Annotated in this window: 21 protein-coding genes and 1 other RNA gene; 8 read left to right on the forward strand and 14 right to left on the reverse strand. The window is 55.9% G+C overall.

The genetic code is table 11. The annotated features are described in order from the left end of the window. Positions 1–122 precede the first annotated feature (122 nt). Positions 123–1,028 (forward strand): cell division protein ZipA, encoded by a 906-nt coding sequence (gene zipA / locus FAZ11_RS08050; RefSeq protein WP_058771792.1) that lies wholly within the window; start codon positions 123–125, stop codon positions 1,026–1,028. A gap of 114 nt (positions 1,029–1,142) precedes the next feature. Beyond that, positions 1,143–3,527 (forward strand): NAD-dependent DNA ligase LigA, encoded by a 2,385-nt coding sequence (gene ligA, locus FAZ11_RS08055; protein WP_058771793.1) that lies wholly within the window; start codon positions 1,143–1,145, stop codon positions 3,525–3,527. A gap of 217 nt (positions 3,528–3,744) precedes the next feature. On the opposite strand, the gene galE is transcribed toward ligA, so the two are convergent. Further along, entirely contained in the window at positions 3,745–4,833 is a 1,089-nt protein-coding gene (gene galE / locus FAZ11_RS08060) for a UDP-glucose 4-epimerase GalE (RefSeq protein WP_058771794.1), read from the reverse strand. A 359-nt stretch (positions 4,834–5,192) separates the two neighbouring features. On the opposite strand from galE, the gene FAZ11_RS08065 reads away from it, so the two are divergent. The 6 genes from FAZ11_RS08065 (at position 5,193) to FAZ11_RS08090 (ending at position 11,189) form a co-directional block, all read left to right on the forward strand. Further along, on the forward strand, positions 5,193–6,371 hold the full coding sequence (locus FAZ11_RS08065) for a glycosyltransferase family 1 protein (RefSeq protein ID WP_058771795.1): 1,179 nt from the start codon (positions 5,193–5,195) through the stop codon (positions 6,369–6,371). Next, a complete protein-coding gene (gene glf, locus FAZ11_RS08070; RefSeq protein ID WP_058771796.1) occupies positions 6,362–7,540 on the forward strand; it encodes a UDP-galactopyranose mutase in 1,179 nt (392 codons plus the stop codon). The genes FAZ11_RS08065 and glf overlap by 10 nt, the downstream gene beginning before the upstream one ends. An 8-nt stretch (positions 7,541–7,548) precedes the next feature. Continuing rightward, the gene (locus tag FAZ11_RS08075) at positions 7,549–8,670 is read left to right on the forward strand and encodes a glycoside hydrolase family 1 protein (protein WP_058771797.1); all 1,122 of its coding nucleotides are present in this window, start codon (positions 7,549–7,551) and stop codon (positions 8,668–8,670) included. Continuing rightward, the gene (locus tag FAZ11_RS08080) at positions 8,667–10,433 is read left to right on the forward strand and encodes an ABC transporter ATP-binding protein (protein ID WP_058771798.1); all 1,767 of its coding nucleotides are present in this window, start codon (positions 8,667–8,669) and stop codon (positions 10,431–10,433) included. Before FAZ11_RS08075 ends, FAZ11_RS08080 begins: the two co-directional genes overlap by 4 nt. A 98-nt stretch (positions 10,434–10,531) precedes the next feature. Then, positions 10,532–10,628, forward strand: an RNA gene (gene ffs / locus FAZ11_RS08085) — signal recognition particle sRNA small type. A gap of 246 nt (positions 10,629–10,874) precedes the next feature. After that, on the forward strand, positions 10,875–11,189 hold the full coding sequence (locus tag FAZ11_RS08090; protein ID WP_058768312.1) for a hypothetical protein: 315 nt from the start codon (positions 10,875–10,877) through the stop codon (positions 11,187–11,189). A gap of 325 nt (positions 11,190–11,514) precedes the next feature. On the opposite strand, the gene FAZ11_RS08095 is transcribed toward FAZ11_RS08090, so the two are convergent. The 13 genes from FAZ11_RS08095 to FAZ11_RS08150 form a co-directional block, all read right to left on the reverse strand. Next, positions 11,515–11,742, reverse strand: a complete 228-nt coding sequence (locus FAZ11_RS08095; protein WP_058768314.1) for a hypothetical protein — start codon at positions 11,740–11,742, stop codon at positions 11,515–11,517. Positions 11,743–11,752: 10 nt separating this feature from the next. After that, complete coding sequence (locus FAZ11_RS08100) at positions 11,753–12,094, reverse strand: hypothetical protein (RefSeq protein ID WP_058768315.1); 342 nt, start codon at positions 12,092–12,094, stop codon at positions 11,753–11,755. 318 nt (positions 12,095–12,412) lie between these two features. Next, positions 12,413–12,826 (reverse strand): hypothetical protein, encoded by a 414-nt coding sequence (locus FAZ11_RS08105; protein WP_137279558.1) that lies wholly within the window; start codon positions 12,824–12,826, stop codon positions 12,413–12,415. A gap of 71 nt (positions 12,827–12,897) precedes the next feature. Then, positions 12,898–14,772 carry a tape measure protein gene (locus tag FAZ11_RS08110; protein ID WP_058768316.1) on the reverse strand — a complete coding sequence of 625 codons (1,875 nt, stop codon included), beginning with the start codon at positions 14,770–14,772 and terminating at the stop codon, positions 12,898–12,900. A 15-nt stretch (positions 14,773–14,787) separates the two neighbouring features. Beyond that, positions 14,788–15,585 carry a phage baseplate protein gene (locus tag FAZ11_RS08115; protein WP_058768317.1) on the reverse strand — a complete coding sequence of 266 codons (798 nt, stop codon included), beginning with the start codon at positions 15,583–15,585 and terminating at the stop codon, positions 14,788–14,790. 44 nt (positions 15,586–15,629) lie between these two features. Beyond that, positions 15,630–16,091: a hypothetical protein gene (locus FAZ11_RS08120; protein WP_058768318.1), complete on the reverse strand. Its 462-nt coding sequence runs from the start codon at positions 16,089–16,091 to the stop codon at positions 15,630–15,632. Continuing rightward, entirely contained in the window at positions 16,091–16,609 is a 519-nt protein-coding gene (locus FAZ11_RS08125) for a hypothetical protein (RefSeq protein WP_058768319.1), read from the reverse strand. The genes FAZ11_RS08120 and FAZ11_RS08125 overlap by 1 nt, the downstream gene beginning before the upstream one ends. Before the next feature lie 128 nt (positions 16,610–16,737). Continuing rightward, positions 16,738–17,679: a helix-turn-helix domain-containing protein gene (locus FAZ11_RS08130; RefSeq protein WP_137279557.1), complete on the reverse strand. Its 942-nt coding sequence runs from the start codon at positions 17,677–17,679 to the stop codon at positions 16,738–16,740. Further along, a complete protein-coding gene (locus FAZ11_RS24665; protein ID WP_158295290.1) occupies positions 17,657–17,833 on the reverse strand; it encodes a hypothetical protein in 177 nt (58 codons plus the stop codon). The genes FAZ11_RS08130 and FAZ11_RS24665 overlap by 23 nt, the downstream gene beginning before the upstream one ends. Positions 17,834–18,228: 395 nt before the next feature. After that, on the reverse strand, positions 18,229–18,420 hold the full coding sequence (locus tag FAZ11_RS08135; protein ID WP_058768321.1) for a hypothetical protein: 192 nt from the start codon (positions 18,418–18,420) through the stop codon (positions 18,229–18,231). A 1,243-nt stretch (positions 18,421–19,663) separates the two neighbouring features. Beyond that, on the reverse strand, positions 19,664–20,233 hold the full coding sequence (locus FAZ11_RS08140) for a recombinase family protein (protein WP_042137693.1): 570 nt from the start codon (positions 20,231–20,233) through the stop codon (positions 19,664–19,666). Between the two features lie 129 nt (positions 20,234–20,362). Next, positions 20,363–20,551: a hypothetical protein gene (locus FAZ11_RS08145; protein ID WP_042137691.1), complete on the reverse strand. Its 189-nt coding sequence runs from the start codon at positions 20,549–20,551 to the stop codon at positions 20,363–20,365. Between the two features lie 270 nt (positions 20,552–20,821). Further along, positions 20,822–22,111, reverse strand: a complete 1,290-nt coding sequence (locus FAZ11_RS08150) for a site-specific integrase (protein ID WP_058768322.1) — start codon at positions 22,109–22,111, stop codon at positions 20,822–20,824. Positions 22,112–22,167: the final 56 nt, after the last annotated feature.

Here is a 22,167-nt window from a genome sequence, read left to right on the forward strand (position 1 = left end):
GCTAAGAAGAACACTGACTTGGCGTAGGTTTCGGACGTTTTGGAAAGGCCTCGCAGGCGATGACTTTCCAAAGTTTCCCGACGGGTGTCGGTCCATTATTTTTACAGGGGTATGTCTTTTTCATGGATATGGGTCTGCGCGAGTGGCTGATCATCATCGGCGTCATCGTCATCGCCGGTATTCTGTTCGATGGTTGGCGTCGCATGAGTGGCAAGGGCAAGCTCAAGTTCAAACTTGATCAGTCGCTGAACAATCATCCGGAACACGAGGACGATGATCCGGAAATCATTGGTCCGACCCGCGTGGTAGAGCAGAAGGAGCCGTCGCTGGACGATCCGGGCGAGCCAACGCCACCGCGCTCCACCCAGCGCAAACGACGCGAAGAGCGCCGTGAAGAACCCAGCGCCGACAGCTTCGATCTATCCGCCGCGGATGAGGGGCTGGCTGGCTTGTCCGCCGATTCCGACGACGGCGTGGTGCGTGGCCGGGACAAGCCGCGCAAGGAAAAGCCGCTCAGCGCCAAGGCTCCGGAACGCGAAACCGCTAGCGAGCCCGTCAGCAGTGGCAGCGGCAACAGTGGTGCGGCCATGGCGCCGGTGGACGAGGTGCTGGTCATCAATGTCATCTCCCGTGACGAGAAAGGCTTCTCCGGTCCGGCGCTGCTACAGAACATCCTCGAAAGTGGACTGAGGTTCGGTGACATGGACATCTTCCATCGTCATGAGAGCATGTCGGGTAACGGTGAGGTGCTGTTCTCCATGGCCAATGCCGTACGCCCTGGCACCTTCGATTTGGATGCCATCGACGATTTCCACACCCCGGCGGTGAGCTTCTTCCTCGGCCTGCCCGGCCCGCGGCATCCCAAGCAGGCCTTCGACCTGATGGTGGCCGCGGCGCGCAAGCTGTCGTCCGAACTCAATGGCGAGTTGAAGGACGAGCAGCGCAGCGTGATGACCGCCCAGACCATCGAACACTACCGCCAGCGCATCGTCGACTTCGAGCGCAAGAGCCTCATGCTCAAGCGCTGAGTGCGCCGGAGCGAACCAAGAGCAGCCTCGGCTGCTCTTTTTGTTTGTAAGTTTTGCCGCGGCGCCAAGGGTGCCGCCAGGGCCACCCCGAGGTGGCGACAGTGAGAGACCGCCATGACCGACGCCCAAGATGCCGTCACCCGCATCGCTGCCCTGCGCAGCGAGATCGACGCCCACAACTACCGGTATTACGTGCTGGATGAGCCGAGCGTGCCCGATGCCGAGTACGACCGCCTGTTCGGCGAACTCAAGACGCTGGAGGCCGAGCATCCCGAGCTGGTGACGCCCGATTCGCCGACCCAGAGGGTCAGCGGCTCGGCCCTGGCTGCCTTTGGCACCATCCGTCACGAGGTGCCCATGCTCAGCCTGGGCAACGCCTTCGCCGATGAGAATCTGCAGGATTTCGACCGCAGCGTGGGCAAGCGTCTGCGTGAGGAGTTCGGCGAGACCGACTTCGCCGGACCGGATTCGGGCGTGGAATACACCTGCGAGCCCAAGCTCGACGGTCTGGCCGTCAGCCTGCTCTACGAGGAGGGCCTGCTGGTGCGGGGGGCCACCCGCGGCGATGGCACCACCGGCGAAGACATCACCACCAACGTGCGCACCATCCGCAATGTGCCGCTGCGCCTGCAGGGCGAGGGCTGGCCGGCGGTGCTGGAGGTGCGCGGTGAGGTGTTCATGTCTCGCGCCGGTTTCGAGGCGTTGAACGCCCGGGCCATGGAAAGCGGCGGCAAGACCTTCGCCAATCCACGCAATGCCGCGGCGGGCAGTCTGCGCCAGTTGGATTCGCGCATCACCGCCCAGCGGCCGCTGGAGTTCTGCTGCTACGGTTTCGGGCGCGTCGAGGGCGGTGAGCTGCCGGACACCCAGTACGACATCCTCCAGCAGCTGAAAGAGTGGGGCATTCCTATCAGTCGCGAGCTGCGCAAGGTACAGGGCGCGCAAGGCTGCCGCGCCTACTACCAAGACATCGGGCAACGTCGTGATGCCCTGGCCTACGAGATCGATGGCGTGGTCTACAAGGTCAATCGCCTGGATTGGCAGGGCGAACTGGGCTTTCGGGCGCGCGAGCCGCGCTGGGCACTGGCGCACAAGTTTCCCGCCCGGGAAGAGCTGACCGAGTTGCTCAACGTCGAATTCCAGGTGGGCCGTACCGGCGCCATCACCCCGGTGGCGCGTCTCAAGCCGGTGCAGGTGGCGGGGGTCACGGTGACCAACGCCACCCTGCACAACATGGACGAGATCGCCCGCCTGGGCGTGATGATCGGGGACAGCGTCATCGTCCGCCGCGCCGGGGACGTCATCCCGCAGATCATGCAGGTGGTGCCGGAGCGGCGACCGGCGGATGCCCGGCCGGTAGAGATCCCCACCCATTGCCCGGTGTGCGGCTCGGCAGTGGAGCGCACCCAACTGGTGAAGCGCGGCAAGGGCAAGGAGTCGGTGAGCGAGGGCGCGGTCTATCGCTGCGTCGGTCGCCTGGCCTGCCAGGCACAGCTCAAGCAGGCGATCATCCATTTCGCCTCGCGCCGGGCCATGGACATCGATGGCCTGGGTGATCGCATCGTCGAGCAACTGGTCGACCGCGGACTGGTGAAGTCGCCCGCCGACCTCTACACCCTGACCTACGAGCAGGTCGTCGAACTCGAAGGTTTCGCCGAGGTGTCGAGCCGCAATCTGCTCGCCGCCATCGACGCCAGCCGCACCCCGAGCCTGGCGCGTTTCATCTTCGCCCTGGGCATCCCCGAGGTGGGCGAGGAGACCGCCAAGCGCCTGGCGCGCGCCCTGGGCAGTCTGCAGCGCATCCGCGAGGCCCTGCCCGAGGTGCTGGTCTATCTGCCGGACATCGGGCCGGAGGTGGCCTTCGAGATCCATAATTTCTTCCAGTCCGCGCACAACCGCGACGTGCTGGAAGCGCTGCTGGCCAATGGTATCCAGTTGGCCGATGAAGGCGAGGTGCACGCGGAGTTCTCCGGCTACGCCGCCTTCGCCGATTTCCTCGACCAGCTGCACATTCCCTACCTGGGCAAGACCGGCGCCAAGACGCTGGCCGCGGCCTTTCCCAGCCTGGCCGCGCTGATCGAGGGCTCCCAGGACTGGCTGACTTTCAAGACCCTCTCCGGACTCAACGAAAGAGCCAAGCAGGGCCTGCGCGAATACTTCGCCGAGTCGGACAATGTCGCCAAGGCGCTGGCCATCGAGGCGCAGCTCAAGGCCTTCGGCATGCACTGGGAGAGCACCCGGCAGGCCGTACAGGGGCTGCCGTTCGCCGGCCAGACCTGGGTGCTCACCGGCACCCTGGAGGCCATGAGTCGCGACGAGGCCAAGGAGCGGCTGGAGGCGCTGGGCGCCAAGGTCTCGGGGTCGGTTTCGGCCAAGACCGCGGTGGTGGTGGCCGGGCCGGGCGCTGGTTCCAAGCTGACCAAGGCGACGGAGCTCGGCGTCAAGGTGCTGGACGAAGCCGCCTTCCTTGAGATCCTGGAGGCTCAGGGCGAACGCTGAGAGCAAAGGTCAGCCCTGGAGCGGCTGACCTTTTCACCAGTTACTTAAGCGCAGCCATAATCAACGACAGCGAAGCGATAATAATGAAGTTGAAGTTTTATTTTATCGCTTCGTTTATGGCTTTTGTCGGCGCGGTACTCTTCGAGAGAATAGTGGATGACAACGCTTCGCTAATTACAGACGAAGCGTTGTCGTTCGGTAGATAGATATAGTCTTTTCAAGCGAAACGAGTGTTGGGCGCTTGGGACGGTTCTTTTTCCTGAACGGGTTCTTCCACGGCAATAGTCGCCTTGGCTGTTTTCCGATAACCCTGGGGATTGAGCGACTGCCAACGCCAGGCATCTTCCAGCATGGTGGAAAGTTCGCGTTCGGCGCGCCAACCCAGTTCACGCCAGGCCTTGTCCGGATCGGCCCAGCAGAGCGTCACGTCGCCCGCGCGGCGGGGGGCGACGCGGCAGGGGATGGTGCGGCCCAGTTGGCGTTCTAGAGTGGCCACCACTTCCCGGACCGAATGCCCCCGGCCGGTGCCCAGATTCCAGAGCGAGACCCCGGGACGTTCCGCCAGGGCGTTCAAGGCCGCCAGGTGCCCCCGTGCCAGATCCTGTACGTGGAGGTAGTCGCGGATCCCGGTGCCATCGGCGGTGGGGTAGTCATCGCCATAGATCTCCAGCCAGGGCCGCCGGCCGCTGGCCACCTGCAGCAGGTAGGGCACCAGGTTGTTCGGCGTACCCTGGGGGTCTTCGCCGATCAAGCCGGAGGGGTGGGCACCGATGGGGTTGAAGTAGCGCAACACGGCGATGGACCAGCGCGGATCGGCCGTCGCCAGCCCGCGCAGGACCTGCTCGGCCATGAGTTTCGACTGGCCATAGGGGTTGGTGGGCTCGGCGGTTGGGCAGCTTTCGCTGATTGGCGGCGCGCAGTGCCCATAGACCGTGGCGGACGAACTGAAGACCAGCTGATGCACGCCGGCAGCGGCCATGGCCTGGCAGAGCACCAGGGTGCCGCCGACGTTGTTGTCGAAATAGCGCAAGGGGTGCTGGACGCTTTCGCCGACCGCCTTGAGGCCGGCAAAGTGCAGCACCCCGGTGATCGGCAATTCCCGCAGCAGCCGATCCAGCAGCGGCCGATCACGGACATCACCCTGCACGAAGCGCGGCGCGCGCCCGGCCAGGGTGGCGATCCGTTGTACCGCTTCCTGCCGGCTGTTGACCAGGTTGTCCAGGATCACCACCTCATGGCCCGCCCGCAGCAACTCCAGTGTCGTATGAGAACCTATGTATCCTGCGCCACCCGTGATCATCAACATGCAACCGCCCTCGCGTCACCCGTAGCCGCCGAATAAAAATAACTATGTCGTGCAGGTTTTTGTGCAACTAAGGCTTCGCTTGATAAAGACTTTAAACGAAGCGTTAGTTTTGCCGATTCGTCGAGCAGATAAGCTTCTGAAGTTGGGCGGGGACAAAGGTTCTAGCGAAGCGTAAGTTGCTCAGAAAGTTATGAACCCTTGTCGATTCGATAAGTCGATAACGTTGCTCGATATCGCCTAGTGCTCTTGGCGATAAGGTCGGGACGGTCTTTGGATGTTTTACGAATTGCCCTTGCGCAGGCTGGGCCGCGGGTATTCTGCAGCGGTCGGTCTCGCGTTCGACATGACAGGAGCACAAGATGAGTTGGGCCGGCCCTGATACCGAAACGTTAGGCAAGACCGCGCACCCGGTACGGATGGCGGAACGTCCCCTGGAGCCAGGCAGACCGCTGTTGCTCTGCCTGGCGCATCTGCGCTGGAGCTTCGTCTACCAGCGCCCGCAACACGAGATGGTGCGCTTCGCCGATCACTACAACGTGCTCTATTGCGAAGAGCCCCTGGACGCGGCGGACGCTAAGGCGCATCTGGACGTGCGCGTGGAAGAGAACGGCGTGCGGGTGCTGGTGCCGCGGTTGCCCGCAGGGCTGTCGAGCGAAGGGCGCGCGAGTGCCCAGCGAGAGCTCTTGCAGACCTATCTGCGCGAATTGCAGATGCCGGTGGCGGTGGCCTGGTACTTCACGCCCATGGCGCTCGATTACGCCGCTGAGATACCCGCGCAGACCCTCGTATACGATTGCATGGACGAACTGTCCGCCTTTCGTGGCGCGCCTCCGGCGCTGCTGGAGCGGGAGGCGCAATTGCTTGAGCGCGCCGATCTGGTCTTCACCGGCGGCTACAGCCTCTACGAAGCCAAGCGCGACCGGCATCCACGGGTATTTCCCTTTCCCAGCAGCGTGGACGTGGCGCATTTCGGCCAGGCCCGCGAAGCCTTGCCGGAACCTATCGATCAAGCGGACCTGGCGCGGCCGCGACTGGGCTTCTATGGCGTGATCGACGAGCGCCTGGATCTTGCGCTGCTGGCAGCGGTGGCCCGGCTGCGACCGCACTGGCAGTGGGTGATGCTGGGGCCGGTGGTCAAGATAGCGCCCGACAGCCTGCCGCAATTGCCCAATCTGCATTACCTGGGCGGCAAGACCTACGATGAATTGCCCGCCTACCTGGCCGGCTGGGACGTGGCCCTGATGCCCTTCGCCCTGAACGAAGCCACGCGCTTCATCAGCCCCACCAAGACGCCCGAATACCTGGCGGGGGGCTGTCCGGTGGTCTCGACGCCCATCACCGATGTGGTGCGTAGCTACGGCGACAGCGGCGTGGTCTGGATCGCCGAGGGCGCCGAGGCCTTTGTCGCCGCCTGTGAGGCGGCCCTGGCGAGTCGTGCCGAACGCGACGCCTTCCTGGCGCGTGCCGATGCTCTGCTGACCGGGATGTCCTGGGACAGCACCTGTGACCTGATGCGGGAGAAGATCCAATGGCGGTAACGGCGCTGGAGCGTTTCGATTATCTGATCGTGGGGGCTGGCTTCGCCGGCAGCGTGCTGGCGGAGCGTCTCGCCGCCGGGCTGGGCAAGCGCGTGCTGGTGGTGGATCGGCGGCCGCATATCGGCGGCAATGCCTACGACCACTACGACGATGCCGGCGTCCTGGTGCATCGCTATGGTCCGCATATCTTCCACACCAATTCCCAGCGCATCGTCGACTACCTGTCGCGCTTCACCGAATGGCGCCCCTACGAGCATCGGGTGCTGGCCGATGTCGACGGCCAGCAGGTGCCCATCCCGATCAACCTGACCACCCTCAATCGGCTCTACGGTCTGGAACTGGACGAGCAGGGCGCTGAAGCCTTTCTCGCTGCCCGTGCCGAGCCGGTCGAGGACATCCGCACCTCCGAAGACGTGGTGATCAACCAGGTGGGGCGCGAACTCTACGAGACCTTTTTCCGCGGCTATACCCGCAAGCAGTGGGGTCTGGACCCCTCGCAGCTGGATCGCTCGGTGACCGCGCGGGTGCCGACCCGCACCACCACCGACGACCGCTACTTCGGCGACACCTTCCAGCAGATGCCGCTGCATGGTTACACCCGGATGTTCGAGCGAATGCTCGATCACCCCAACATCAAGGTGATGGTGAACACTGATTACCGCGAGATTCGCGAGCTGATCCCGCACGAGCATCTGGTCTACAGCGGGCCGATCGACGAATTCTTCGACTATCGCTTCGGGCGCCTGCCGTATCGCTCCCTGACCTTCAAGCATGAGACGCGCGACCAGCCACGCTTCCAGCCGGTCGCCGTGGTCAACTACCCCAGCGAGGCGGTGCCCTACACCCGTATCACCGAGTACAAGCACCTCACGGGGCAGACCCATGCGCGCACCAGCCTGACCTACGAATACCCCAGCGCGGAAGGCGAGCCCTACTACCCGATTCCACGCCCGGAGAATGCCGAGCTCTATCGGCGTTACCAGCACCTGGCGGAAGCGACGCCCCACGTCATCTTCATCGGCCGGCTGGGGACCTATCGTTACTACAACATGGACCAGGTGGTGGGCCAGGCGCTGGCCGCCTACAAGCGCATCGAGGAAGCGGAGCGGGGTCCGGCTGCGGGTGAGAGCGCCGAACATCACGAAAGTCTGGCGCGGCAGGCGCCGTGAGGGATGCGATGACCCCTGACGCCCCGTTCCAGAGTTTCTTCATGGCCGGTTTCGAATGTTCCTGCCACCGCCGGGCCGATGGTCGGCGGCTGGACCTGCTCGCCAGCACCGCCCACGACCGCTGGGCGGCGCAGGACTATGACGCCGTGGCGGCCCAGGGCCTGCGTACCGTGCGGGACGGCATTCGCTGGCACCGGGTGGAAAGCCAGCCGGGGCACTACGACTGGGCGAGCGTCCTGCCGCAACTCCGGGCGGCGCAGGCGGCCGGCGTCCAGGTGATCTGGGACCTCTGCCACTACGGCTGGCCTGACTACCTGGATATCTGGCGCCCGGCCTTCGTCGAGGCCTTCGCCCGCTTCGCCGCGGCCTTCGTCCGGCTGCTGCGGGAGGAGGGCGAGATCCAGCCGTGCCTGGCGCCCATCAATGAGATCTCCTACTGGGCCTGGGCCGGGGGCGACCAGGGACTGTTCAATCCCACCGCCCGCGGCCGCGGCCAGGAACTCAAGCACCAATTGGTCCGGGCCAGTATCGCCGCCATCGAGGCGATTCGTGCCGAGCTGCCCGGTACGCGCTTCGTCGCGGTCGATCCGCTCATCAACGTGGTGGCCCGCCGACCCGAGCAACGCGAGGTGGCCGAGGCGCATCGCCAGGCCCAATTCGAGGCCTGGGACCTGCTCAGTGGCCGCCAGTGGCCGGGCCTGGGCGGTCGCCCCGACTACCTGGACATCCTTGGCCTGAATTACTACTCGGACAACCAGTGGTATCTTGGCGGTGGCACCCTGGCGCCGGAAGATCCGGCCTATCGACCGCTGCAAGGCATGCTCACCGAGCTCCATCAACGCTACGGCCGTCCGCTGTTGATCGCCGAGACCGGCGCGGAAGGCCCGCTGCGGGCGAGCTGGCTGGACTACGTCGCCGATCAGGTCGGGCGCGCCATCCGCCAGGGCGTGCCGGTGCAGGGCATCTGTCTCTATCCGGTGCTCGACTATCCCGGTTGGAATGATGACCGCCTCTGTCCCACCGGGCTGTTCGGCATGGCGGATGGGGCAGGGCGGCGCACCCTCTATGCGCCGCTCGCCGAGGTCTTGCAGCGGCATCGTCAAAGCCTGGAAGGTAGGAGTCCTGCATGAAAGCGTCCGCTCGACTCGAGCGCCGGCGGGCCGAGTGGCCCTTGCCGGAGCGGGTCGGCGCCTTCCTTTGGCGTTATGTCCGCCTGCGGCCCTGGCATTTCGGCGGCCTGCTGTTGCTGGTGATAGGGGCGGCGACCTGCGCGGTGGCGGTGCAGTACGGCATGAAGCTGCTGGTCGATGCCATGGCCGATCCCGGACACCGCGCCCAGGTGTGGAGTCCGTTCTGGCTGTTCATCTCGCTGATCGTGCTGGAAAACCTGTTCTGGCGCCTTGGCGGCTGGCTCGGTTGCCGCACGGTGGTGGCCAGTTGCGCGGACATGCGCGTCGACCTGTTCCGCTACCTCACCGGGCACCCGATGCACTATTTCGCCCAGCACTTCGCCGGGGCCCTGGGCAATCGGGTTTCCGCCACCGGGACGGCCGCGGGTGCCATCTATGGCGGCCTGGCCTGGAAGATCATGCCGCCCTGCGTCGACTTCATCGGCGCGGTGGTGGTGCTCTGCACCGTGGATCTGCGCATGGCAGCGGCGCTGGTCGCCTTCGTGGTGATCGTGGCCCTGGTGATCACCACCTTCGGCATCCGCGGGCGGGCGCGGCACCAGCGCTTCGCTGCCCAGTCGGCGCGGGTCAGTGGCGAGCTGGTGGACCTGGTGCAGAACGTCTGGACCATCAAGGCCTTTTCCGCACGGGAGCGCGAGGTGCAGCGCTTCGCCCAGGCGGTCGGCGTGGAGGCCCGCGCCCAAAGACGCAGCTGGATGCACCTGGAGAAGGCGCGGGTGCTGCACGACACCTGCCTGTCGCTGATGGCCGGTGGCATGCTGGCCTGGGCCATCGCCCTCTGGACCCGCGGCGGCATCACCGCGGGCGACGTGGTCATGGTCAGCGCCCTGACCTTTCGCATCCTGCACGGCTCCCGGGATCTGGCCCTGGCGCTGGTAGACACCACCCAGCAACTGAGCGCCATCGGCGAAACCCTGCGCATCCTCATCCAGCCGCACGCCCAGAGCGACGTCGAGCGGCCACTGGTGCAGGCGCGCGGTGCCCTGCGCTTCGAGGGCGTGCACTATCGTTATCCCGATGGTCGCCATGTGTTCCAGGGCCTCAGTCTGCAGGTGCCGGCCGGGCAGAAGGTCGGGTTGGTCGGCCCCTCGGGGGCGGGAAAATCCACCCTGATCGGCCTGCTGCAGCGCCTCGACGATGTCCAGCAGGGCCAGATCCGCATCGACGGCGAAGACATCCGCTCGGTCAGCCAGGACAGCCTGCGCCAGCGCATCGCCGTGGTGCCCCAGGAAACGGCGCTGTTCAACCGCAGCATCCGCGAGAACATCCGCTATGGCCGCCCCGAGGCCAGCGATGCCGAGGTGGAGGAGGCCGCCCAGCATGCCTATTGCGATGACTTCATCCGCCAACTACCCCAGGGTTACGACACCCCCGTCGGCGAGCGCGGGGTGCTGCTGTCCGGTGGCCAGCGCCAGCGCCTCGGCATCGCCCGGGCCTTTCTCAAGGATGCGCCCATTCTCATCCTCGACGAGGCGACCTCGGCGCTGGACAGCCACTCCGAGACGGTCATCCAGCGGGCGCTGCTGGAGCTGATGGAAGGGCGTACCGTCCTGGCGGTGGCCCATCGACTCTCCACCCTGAGTGGCTTCGACCGCATCCTGGTACTGGAACAGGGCGTCATCGTCGAGGATGGGCCGCCGCAACAATTGCGCGAGGAGGACGGCCGCTTCGCCGCGCTCTGGGAGTTGCAGGCGGCGCAGTAGCAGCCTGTGCCGCTGCTAAGTCCTTGTATGGCTTGCAACTTCACCCCAACCGCGTAGAATGGCGCACCTCACCTCAGGGTGAGGCGTTATGGTGGCTCCGTCGGTCCCCCCGCAACGATCAGCCGTGAACCCGGTCAGGCCCGGAAGGGAGCAGCCGCAGCGGTGATGTCGTGTGCCGGGGTGTGGCTGGCGGGGCCACCTCCATTTCTGCTAAGTAATTGTTTTACTTAGACATTCTCCGCTCTAGATTCCTTTGTGTGACAGCCGTTTAGCACGCTCCTGTGTGACAGGGTGAGTGCGTGATGCTGATCCTATCTGCTTTGCCTCCTCCCAGCAAAACCTACCTAGCTTAGCCATTCGTCGCCGCCGTACGGATACGGCATTGCCATGCGAATCAGCTAACATCTTTGGCATCAAGCCATCTCATAAGGTAGGGACACCATGAGCGACAAGCTTTTCCTTCTGCAAAGCCAAAAGAAATCTACTAGTCACGTCCTTCACCTGATTTTGTCTGTAATTACAGGCGGGTTATGGCTGATAGTCTGGTTTTGTGTGGCAATGAGTAATAAGTCCCACAATAATCGTATCCAAGGCGATATGAATCGCTTCTTTAGCTACAAAGCTCAGGGTATGAGTGATGTTGAAGCATATCAGCATGAGGCTAAAGATATAGCTGAGCAGAAAAAACTCAAGGTGCGGGCTTTCCTCGTTATAGCTGGTTTAATTTTTGTCTTATATATGATTAACCACTCGTGAGATTGACGTTATCACATTTGTGCTGTTCTTTTGTCTTCTACCTAAGTCCGGTGCACGCTAAGACCATGGAAGACTGCATTATGGCCGCCGCGACGGTGCAGTCGGCTGCTCACCAGAGAGATAGAGGGGCGGGTGTTGGGCAAGTTGGGTTAAACATATGGAAGTCTGGAAAGTCCGATGGTGAGTCGGAAGAGCAGATTGCCAATGAGATAAAGCTTGCTAAGATTGCCTTTAATCACCCTGGGTGGTCGCCGGATAAGCTCTATAGTAGAACGCTGGACGTCTGCGTTGGTAAAATGTAAGGAGGCGAAAAGCCTCCTTTGGTTTATGCGGTAAATATTGTAGTTCTATTTTCGCTTATGAGCTCATTTAGAAGAAACAGGTATTTGGCTCTGTCATCTTCTTGGATGGCTTTGTCGAGAGCATAAATTACAGCCATTGCCTTTAGTATGTCATCAGGAAGAGGTTTATTTTCTTCCTGATAGGCTTTGATCGTGTCGGCAAGCCTATGCTTTAGCTCGTTAGCATGTTCCTTTTCTTCATCTGTAATCATGATCGTTAGCTCAATGGTTGATGTTTTGATTTTGGCCTTGGGTTCGGAATCCCTGCTGCCCGTTCATTATGATTGTAGGTCGTTTCTCCAAGCTTTCCACACGTTGTTCAAGAATCCGTAAGCTTCGGCCTGTATTGATCTGGTAAGTATCAAGGCTTTCATTCAAGGTATTGATCTTGTTCTCAAGGCGACCTTGCATCAAAGTAAGATTTCGCTGAGTCTCAATGGTGAGTTGGCTAATGCTCTCTTTGAACTCACGTTGCCAAGTGGAGCTCTGGCTCATCGACCAACAGATAGCAATGATTAGAGCGATGTTGGTAGTAGTGGTGATATGCTGGAAAGTGATCTTCATACAAGCTCCTCAACAAGGCGGGAAAGAACAAGGCTTGATCCAACCTTTCTAGCTTTCTCATCTTTCAGAATTTTAGTAATAAACCTGCCAATGCTCTGATCGGGATATTTGTCATTGAAGAGTTGAACAAGCTTAATAGGCAGTTCAATCGAGGTGCGATGACCTTTGAATTGATAGTTTGCGAATACGCGCATTTGATACCTCGGATAACGTTAATTTAATGATTTGAATACAGCATTCATGCGGCCTGTAGAGCACGAAAAGTAGCGGCCCGATACCTATGCCAGGGGCCGCAGGTTTTACCCCTCACGAGAGGCTCTAGAGCGCTATACGGTATTTGGCAATGTAAGCCTTAGCTGCTACCAGACCCGTGTTGAACTGCTCGCTTAGATCGTTCTCACAAGCCTTAGGGTGAAGGTCCAGCCAGGAAGCAATTGCTGCTTCACGAGCATTGGCAGCGGGGGGCGATGGTTCCCAATCTTCCTTTGGAAAGGTGGGGAATGTCTTCCTACCACTAGGATTAAACTCTTCTGAAAGATATTTAGATTTGGATGCAAGATCGCAGATGTCAGGATAAGACTCTGGATTCTTCTTAATCCATTTGAAATACAGATCAAGAGTTTTATCGCTTGCAAGAATAAACTTATATTGTTCATTTTTTGCAGGAGGAAAGCTTGAAGAGATGAAGCCTGTGATAAGATTACTATTTTTATTTAAAATGAAATACTGCATAAATTTCTCACAAAAAAGCCCCAATCAAGGGGCTGTATTGTTGTTGTGGGGAAGGGAGTATTGGTGAACGGTTAACGTCCGATAGAGGGGTAGTTAACAATGGTTTCACTGATGGTGTTGTATTGCACTCGCTCGGCAATGCTCTTCATCTGGCTTTCAAGTTCACGGCCAATGTCTTGAGCACTTAAGTCAGTGCCGTTGATAACGATAGCACCAGGTTCAATCCTGATGCTGTAGTCATTGTTATTGGTGTTATTGTTGGTGTAGCTCTGATTCATCAGTTGTTGAACTGCATTGTCATTATTCTGTTGGTAATGCTGAAGCGGACTACTGCCGAACTGAGGAGGCATTGCAGGAGGCAACATTGCAGGCATCTGAAAGTCGTTTACTGGTTGCAGATACTTGTACGGCAGTTCCTTATATCGCTGAAAATCGGGAGTAAAACGATTGCCAGGGGTTCCCCACTCCGGTCCCATAATCTGATCATACAAACTGCCTGCACCATCCTTTACCCGCTTCAGAACAGGATGATTCTCCCAAAGCCAGCTAATACCTTTTACACCTGGGTGAAAGTCTAAGTAATCTTTAGCAACGTCGGGAGCGTTCTTCTTGACGTCTTCAATTGCTTGTTCAGATGTCTTAGCGCCTGTCCGAATAGCATCAGCCCACTTTGCAAAATCAGCTAAGCCGTTGGTGAACGATGTCATTTTTTCGATAATCGGAATTTCAACCAACTGAGTGAACAGCTTCTGAAGAGGGATCGTGCTCTCAATCAGTTTCTGTTCGGCGTCGTTGCGAGCTTTGAGGGTGTTGGTCAATTCTTCCGAATTTCGGTCCATCTCGCTCCAGAATTTAGCGTTCGTGGTGCGCTGGGCATCTGCCCGGAGACTGTTAGATGCTTCCTCCATCGCCTGGGCGTTGCGCTTGGCTGAGAGGGCATAGGCGCCAAGGAGGTCTTGACTCGTCACCTGACCCTTTTTCTGAGCATCGGCGTAATCCTTCGCCATGTTCTGCCCTTTGTAGTTGGTGCGCTGAGCCCAAGCCTCACGGATAAGGTTCTTGATTTCAGGATCACCGTTCTCCACTAGGCTGTTGAGGTCTTCCGCCTGCACCGTGCCACGTCCAAGGATTTGGGTGATTTGGCGTAGGGAGCCTTTCTGCTGGTCAGAGGTGAGGTGACGAAGGGTGAACCGCTGAAGGAAGCTGTCATAGTTCTTAAGAGCATCCCGTGTGGTGATCCCTTGACCACGCTGGAGGGTGAGGGCGGTGTTGTAGTCCGCGATCCCACCTTGAGCATCCAGGCCGTATTTGTTGGTGGTTTGCTTGTACCAGTCCAGGGCATTCGTCTTGCGAGTGGCGTTACCACCTACCGCCTGATCGAGGAGCATCCGGGCGGTGTCTGTCCGAATCACCCGGTCCTGAATACCGTTAACGTAGTCATTGGCCTGCCCCACAGCGTTGTAGCCAACGTATCCAGCGATACCCGCCACCCCAGCACGGGAAGCCGCTACAAGCCCGCCTACGCCTCCTGTAAAGCCATTAGCGGCTAGGCCAGCCTCATGCTGCCGGACAAGCGCTCTAGTGGACTGAGACAGGGGACTGCGTTCAGCGATGGCCCTTACCTTGATGGACCCTGCACTGTGTTGAGCCCTTCGGATGGCAGACTCAAGGGAGGAGGAGAGACGGGAAGCGTCGATGTTAAACTTATCAATCTTGAACTGGGTGAGCTTCGCCACCTGATTCATGCTCTTTTGAATATCCCTCTGTAGGGTGAGGGAGTTAAAGCTGATCTTTGGCTTGATGACCAGATTGGCCTGATACTTCTTGAAGCCTTCCATAGTCGATTGGATGTTCTTTAGCATCCTGTCCGCCTGGGCAAAGCTGCGTTGATCAACCTTGATCCCAAGGGATGCAAAGAAGCTCGCCACCGGATTCATAGTACTCATAATTGTTATTGTTCCTTATCGAGAATAAAACTGAGTGGTGGATTGAGCTTTCGGCTTGAAAATGCCGTTAAGATCATCGTTCTCATCAAGCTCTTTAGTTACGGGCTTAGTGCTAACATTACCTTTGTTCTGCTTTGCGGCAGACTTGTTTTTCAATGCACCAACCACCTCTTTAGGAAGGGCGCTTGTACGCAATCGAACGAATTTAACCCGTTCGAAAGTGAGATCTGCGATCAGACAATCTCCCGTGTCCGAATCCTCCCGAACGCTATAGTTCGTCAGGACCAAATCCTGAGTAACAGCCTGAATCATCCCGACTTCGTTAAACTCGTATAGAGCGTTGGTGCGAAGGGCGTTCTTGTACTTGCCGCTGGCTTGATCGAACTTCTCCCCACTCATAAGGGTCTCTAAAATCTGATCGACAAAGCCCTTATAATCCTGTCGCATAGAGTCCATTGAGACTTCAGCGTTTGAGTCAGGTAGGAACTGGCTAAGAGAGGATGGGATAAGAGATAGAAGCCCTGTAGTATTCTCTCGTACTACAACGGCGTTCGGGGCTTCGTGGACGTTATCTGCAAGCTGGTCATCTTCGTTTCGGTACAGCGTCGTGTTAGCGAAGTCTGCAACAGAGATAACGCCGGTGATACTGATTACCGGATTCTCAGCGGTAAAGTTACTGCTTACCATCCCGCCGGTTGCAATAGGATGCTTGCTTATGTTGCCTGTCAGAGATTTGCTATACGCGGTGATCGCATCAAATAGAAGAAACTGTGATTCGTTGTCGATATTGGTACTTACTTTCAATCCGAACATTTATTACTCCTTGGATAGATGGGCTTCCTTGCCCTGTATTGTTATTACTTGAGTCGATATTTTTTATTGATCATTTCTTGCAGAACATCTGCTGCACTTTTAGTAGGGGCAGGAGCTACCGGGGCGGCAACAGGAACAGCAGGAGCACCTTTGAGAGAAGCAGTGAACTCTTTAATGGCGGCATTGGCTTTCAACTTCTTCATGAGCGTTTTGTGCTTAATAGCAGCAGTCTCAGCTTTCAATTGCTCAATCTGCTTGTTTACCTCATCAAGCCGTGCCTGCACCTCGGCAATCTGAGCCTTCTTGAGTTCAATCATCTTCTTAGTCAGCTCAAGCTGTTCTTTCTGATAAGCCATCTGGCGATTGAAATTACGTGCTTCAGTGCGGGCCCGGTACTTCTGATTTAACTCCCAGTGAGGGGAGGCCATCAGATCCCGCATTCGCTTTTCTGGGCTCATAGCGAAAGCCCTCTCGATACCCCTCATGTGTCGTTCTGCACTACTCATTAGTTAGCCTCCTGTAGTTGCTTTTCCAGAATGGCAATTGCCTCCTTCTCAATCTTCTCCAGACGGGTACGCTCCTTCTTGGCAATCTCTTCCGCATCCTTACGACGGGCCTCGTTAACGGCATCCTGAATCAGGCGATATTTTTCAGCCTTGAAATTATCTTCAACCTTGGCAAGATAAAGTTCTTGCACCTGATTCTTGATCCATTCTCGGTCTTCATTTTGGACGGCAGATGGTTTTACAAACTTAACTGCGAAGCGACCCAGAGAGCTTGAATGAGCCCGTTCCTGTTCGAGAACGCTATAGCCCTCTGAGGCCAAGTCATTAGCAGCTTTAGCAAACATTGCCAGAGTAGGGGCAGAGACCAGGACCTTCTTGAAACCAAAGACATCGTTGTTATAGATATCTGTCGCCTCAGCTACGAAAGCTTGGAACTCTTCAGAATCAAACTTGAGAGATTCGGTGTTGACTCGGAAACTGAATTCACGCTTGAAACCATCGGTTTTAGTAAAGGACATAATTTTAACTCCATATTAATTTTAGGTTATTAAAGGCATAAGGCAGCCTTCAGGCCATTTAGTCTTTAGGACTGAATTTTGTTTAAGTTTAATTGGTTAAAACGTAAAAGTGGGATGGGGGTTAAACGTTAAAACGGAATGCTTCCTCCGCTCTCATCCAACTTGTTCAGCATCCATTCCATTCCAGCAGCTTCGGCTAAGGTCTTAGGTGCTGATGATTTATACGTTGTAGCTTTGTATTCAACGAACGCACCGGCCTCAATAACGAATCGCTTTGCCTTATGTTTGAATACAGTTTGGCTGTCCACATTGGTGATGGCTACTTGGTTCTTATCGCACCAAAATTCCATCTCCTCGCTCACTGAACCGTTGGGCTTAAACCGTTTAGTAGGCGCAGTGGCAAATGGGCACGCATTCACTGGCTTCTGTTGCACTACCTCAGCAGGCCATGTTTCCCACTCCTGATAGCTGCTGGATTCATTCTCAACAGAAAACTCAATGCCCTCATAATCTTCCAGCGGTAGTGATTCATTAACCCAGTCCATCCCAGCGTTCTCAAATTCAACGTATACGTCAGGCTGAGCATTGGTATTGCTTTGTTCTGATCGTTTAACCTGCGAGCTTACAGAGGCCTTCTTGACGATGTTAGCTGGCTGCACCAACTCTAGGTCTTTTGTTATCACATATGAGTTGCTGAAGCGCGCCCCGCCCATATTCTTAGCCTTGATGACCAGCACACCAGATACACTGAGTTTCTTGATAAAGCGTTTGACAGTGGAGACACTGAAACCAGTGTAGGCGGCGATCTCGTCCTGGTTATCGAACCAGACATTGTTGTTGGTCTTAAAGAACTGATACCGATCTAGCATCCAAGACCACAGCATTTTTTCTTCACTAGTGAAAGGATATATAACCTCCTTCACTTCTCCGGTAGCAATCATCTTGCCTTCAGGGTTCTTTACCTTCACTTGTTCCCATCCTTTCCAACCAGTAGCAGGTAGGAACTCACGGTAAACAGCAAAGTAGGGGGATAGCTCTTTTTCTGACTTAGCGAATAGTTGAGTAGTCATTTTTTAGGCCCTCTTGAGCACGTAGTTGATTTAGGTATTGATTGATGATAATGTTAGCTGTATGGGTAGCACTGTCTTTGTTTAAAAGCTTCATAATCTCGAACAGGTTTTGAGTCGCTTGCTCACCAAGCCTGATACGCACTGTATTTTCCATTTCTATTTCCTCTTTGGTTAATCCCGTAGGTCTGTCAGACACTCGGGGAATCTATTTCTCTATCGATCTTCGATCTCTGCACCAAACACAAATGTATAAGGACTAAAGCCCCAATACCACAGCAAGCACACAAGCATGCATTAGCACGGATAGATAATAAGATTAAAAAGAATATCGTTTTCTGCTTTTGCTCTATTAGGCCTTCGTGCGCAGGTCGAAGACCAAGCTAAGAAGGACTACGCTTCTAAGTGTTTAAGTCATAAATTAATTTCTCCTTTCTGTTATTCTTTATTTTTATATTCTTTATCTCTATATTCATTATTACTACGGGGTCTGTGGGACACTCGGCCAGGTGTCTGGGAGAACCACGGGGAGTGTCTGTGGGACACTCGGGCCTACTCAGCTCGGCTTAGAAGCTCATACAGCTCCGCGTTCAGCCTCTCATCAATAATCAGGTTCAGTGCCTGACTGAATGAAATCTTCTTTTCTGTGGCCAGACTCAGGACGTAGTCCACATGCCCCTTAGTAAGTGAAGCATTCATCTGTAGCTGGGATTGTTTATTCTGTTTACGTGCCAGAGTCTTCATTGTTTTTATCCTTCTGTTTTTGGATGCAGATATCTTTATATTCTTTGGTGCTTAGGTGTAGCTTTTGTCTAGCTTTGTGCCACAGCTTGTAGCAGTTGGGGTCACCGCAGCACCACGCCTTGGCAGACAAGCTGTAATACTCTGTGTTGCACTGTAAGCAACGTCTTAGTACCTTCTGAGCCATTGGTAAAACCTCTTATTTTTCTAAATACTTTATTTTGAACGAACGAATCCTGCCGACTGAGTTGTCCGACAGGGGTATTAAATAAAAGGACATCCCAGGACGATACACTGAAGGATGTCAAAGCTCTATAAGAAGAGCTGGAGGAGTATTAGTTGCCAATCTCTACATCTGTGGAGTGTATGATTGGCTGCTGCACGAATTCTCTATCACTCGACGGTGGTGCTTGGTGCTGAAAGAACCCGCAGCAAAAGGTGTAAGCTGCGAGCAAGAGGACAACAAACAGAGCAACGTGATGATACGCAGCGGAGAGTATGATTGCTCTCACGAATCACTTACAAGGGGAATGATCAGCCCAGTAAACTTTTCTAACAGGCACGAAAATACATCCAATGAAGGATGTGCTATTCGTGTTGGTATTCTTTCATTATAAGCGGGAGAGGGTGATTCTGAAAAGATACAGTTCTATTAAATAATAACAATACAGTTTGGATTGTCTATTTAAAGATACTGATTAGTTCCCTGCTACCCCTCTTATTATACAACGGAAACAGCTATTTAGCAATTAATAAGTTGCACACCTAAAATTTATTTTCTTTTAAACTTTTCCTGTCCCTATATGATTATTATAACGTGGATTTGCTGTTTTGTATATGGTAGGTTGCACAGTAAGAAGTTCGTGATTATATAAGAATCCAGCAGTATCAAGGGTTTCAACCATTTATCCTTACATGGTTATCCGACGAGTGGTAGTTCTGCTGTAGTTTTTTCATCAACTCTACCGAAATATTAGCTTCTTATTATCTGACAGGTGGTGTGCATATCTAAGGGAAATATCGTCGCTAGGGTGATAGCGTTAAGTCAAAAGCTTGGCCTAAGCAGCAGATTCCCTTAAGAGTTGGAAATATCGACGCTATGCCGTCTGCAAGCCCCTGAGTGCAACGCTAAGGGGTAGGAGGTAGCTAAATAGCAGGCAAAAGAAACCCCGCACTGGGCGGGGCTCAAGAGGCTATGAGAGTTGGAGCACTCATACCTACTATGATTGCGATAACGGTGGAAGGTTCAGACTTTGTTCCAGTGGCGCTTGATGGTAGCGATGCCAACGCCTAGTTCTTTGGCTGCTTGGCTCTGAGTCAATCCGCGTACCTTGGCCTTCTGTACCTTCTCAGTAGTGTCCACAGCTTCAGGCCTTCCCAGCTTCTTGCCCTCTGCCTTTGCTCGTTCCAGGCCAGCATGGGTACGCTCGATGAGCAAGTCACGTTCGAACTCGGCTACAGCACATAGCACCTGCATGGTCATCTTGCCTGCTGCACTTGTGAGGTCTACTCCGCCCAGAGCTAGGCAGTGAACCCGGATCCCTTCCTCTGACAGCTTCTCTATGGTGCTGCGTACGTCCATAGCGTTACGGCCCAGTCGGTCGAGCTTGGTAACGATCAGCGTGTCTCCGTGCTCCATGCGCTCTAGAAGCTTCTGGAAGCCTTTACGCTCACTAGCCTGGATAGAGCCGGACACCGTCTCAGTGACAACCCTACGAGCATCTACAGCAAAACCTGCTTGCTTTACTTCGAGTAGCTGATTGTCAGTGGTTTGGTCGGCAGTGGAGACGCGGGCATATAGGAACGTACGGCTCATCTCGATCCCTCGGTATCAATTAAGGTGGGATCATTTTATCAGCGTATCAAATAGTCGTTTGGCCTATTTGTTGATACCAGTTGGCCTATCGGATGAGCGGTATCGTTTAACGGTCGATTGATGATGCTGCTAGTAGAGGCCGTGCGCCTTAGCCAACGCCTTCTCCAGGCTCGCAACGCATGCCTGTTCCTTGGCGTAAATCTCAAAGCGGTGGTGTAGATCCGATTTCGCCCTCTCAAGCCGTGCCTTCCTTGCCGACAGCTCTTTCTCTAACAGACTGGTGCTCACGGTGACGTCGCATGGTTTATAGCCTTTCATACGTCTCTCCTGATGGCTCAGTTAGGGTCACGTAATCAGACAGTCGTTTGAAATCTAGTTCGTAGGGAAATTGTAATCACAATGTAAAGCTTGATAGATGCAGGCTATCAATAACTATTGGCGCGCAAATCTTTTGCAGAGAAAGCAACGCCTGTGCTTAGCAAACGGAGGGGGAGGGGAACGATAATCGGGCCACAGACGTGCTACAAGGTGCATGGTTGCTGGGGAGTGTCGGAGTGGCCCTTGTGTCTTTTTGTTATAATGTAACGTTTATAATGGGTTTATGGTCAGTTTTATCTGGCTCACTGCTGTAAGCATCTGCTCAATGAAACGTCGCTTTCCATACACCGCAAATGTCACTGCTGTGTCCCCATGACCTACCATGTCCTTCAGTAGGCTATCGGCAATCCCGGCCTCTCTCATGTCATCGATGAACGAGTGCCTGAAGCTATGGAAGGTCTTACGAGGATCGGTGATCCCTTGCTTATGCCTGTAAACGCCAAACCACTTTGATACGGCGTATCCGTATTTGCCTCGGACAGCCTTCAACTCAGGCCACAACCTTTCCTGCCCTGCCTGCTTCAAATCCCCCAGGTGGTCACGTAGCCCCATGTCCAGCAGGTCAGGATGCAGCGGGATGATTCGTCGGCTGGAAGGGTTCTTGAGCTTCTGGTCTGGCCTAGCGTCATCGATCTTGATACAGGTAATGCCTTGTTCTTGCACAATGTCTTCAAGGTAGAGCTGAGATAACTCCTCCAACCGTGCTCCCGTAGCTCGTGCCAGCAAAGGTAGCCAGTACCTCCAGGGGTTCTTCTTAGCCTCCTTTGTTAGAGAGCCATGGTTGAGGAGGGTGGTAATGTCTTGTTGATCAAAGGGTAGGCGTGCGTCCTTAGCTGACGCTTCCATCACCTTCATTCCGCTTAGAGGGTTTGTCTCAAGGTATCCGTTCGAAACGCACCAGTTCATCCATGAGGTGAGCTTTCGTAGCCGGTTGTTGATGGTAACTGGCGTTATGGTCTCGTACTGATGGCCTGACTCCACAATCTCCAGCAGCGTCTTGCCTTTGAACTCAGGACGCAAACCATAGTAGCTAGGGCATCGGGATAACCTCTCCTTTAGGGTCCTAGCCTGTTGCTGGTCAAAAACTTCCGCTTGCATATCACCCATCAAGGCAAAGAAGTCATGGATGGTGCGTTCAACGTCAGCTATCTGTCCTTGCCTCCAGGCTCCTTGCTTTCCTTCAGCTACGTACTCCTTAGCAAGCCTGCTCAGCAGCGGCCCGTTTGCTCTAACTGGTAGTGGAGTAACCGTCTGAGCACGAGGAGACGAGGAGGGCAGACGTTCGAGTCTCTCCGTCAGCACCAATGTCCTGCATAGTGCGTGTAGCTCGCTGTAGGTGGCTTGTGGGTGCTTAAACCGATGCTCATCGACCCTTTGAGCTATCGCCGTGGCCTTGAAGATCGCTGCTCGTCGCTCCTGTATCCCTAGGCTGATTCGTAAGTGCTGATTGCCGATACGGACGTTGAGGTAGTAGGTCGAGCCTCTGCGAATAACGTACATGTGTGACAGGCCTGTGTGACACCGATGTGTGACAAAGCCGCCACCTCAAGAATCAT

The sequence above is a fragment of the Pseudomonas rhizoryzae genome, assembly GCF_005250615.1.
Taxonomy (GTDB): Bacteria; Pseudomonadota; Gammaproteobacteria; order Pseudomonadales; family Pseudomonadaceae; genus Chryseomonas; species Chryseomonas rhizoryzae.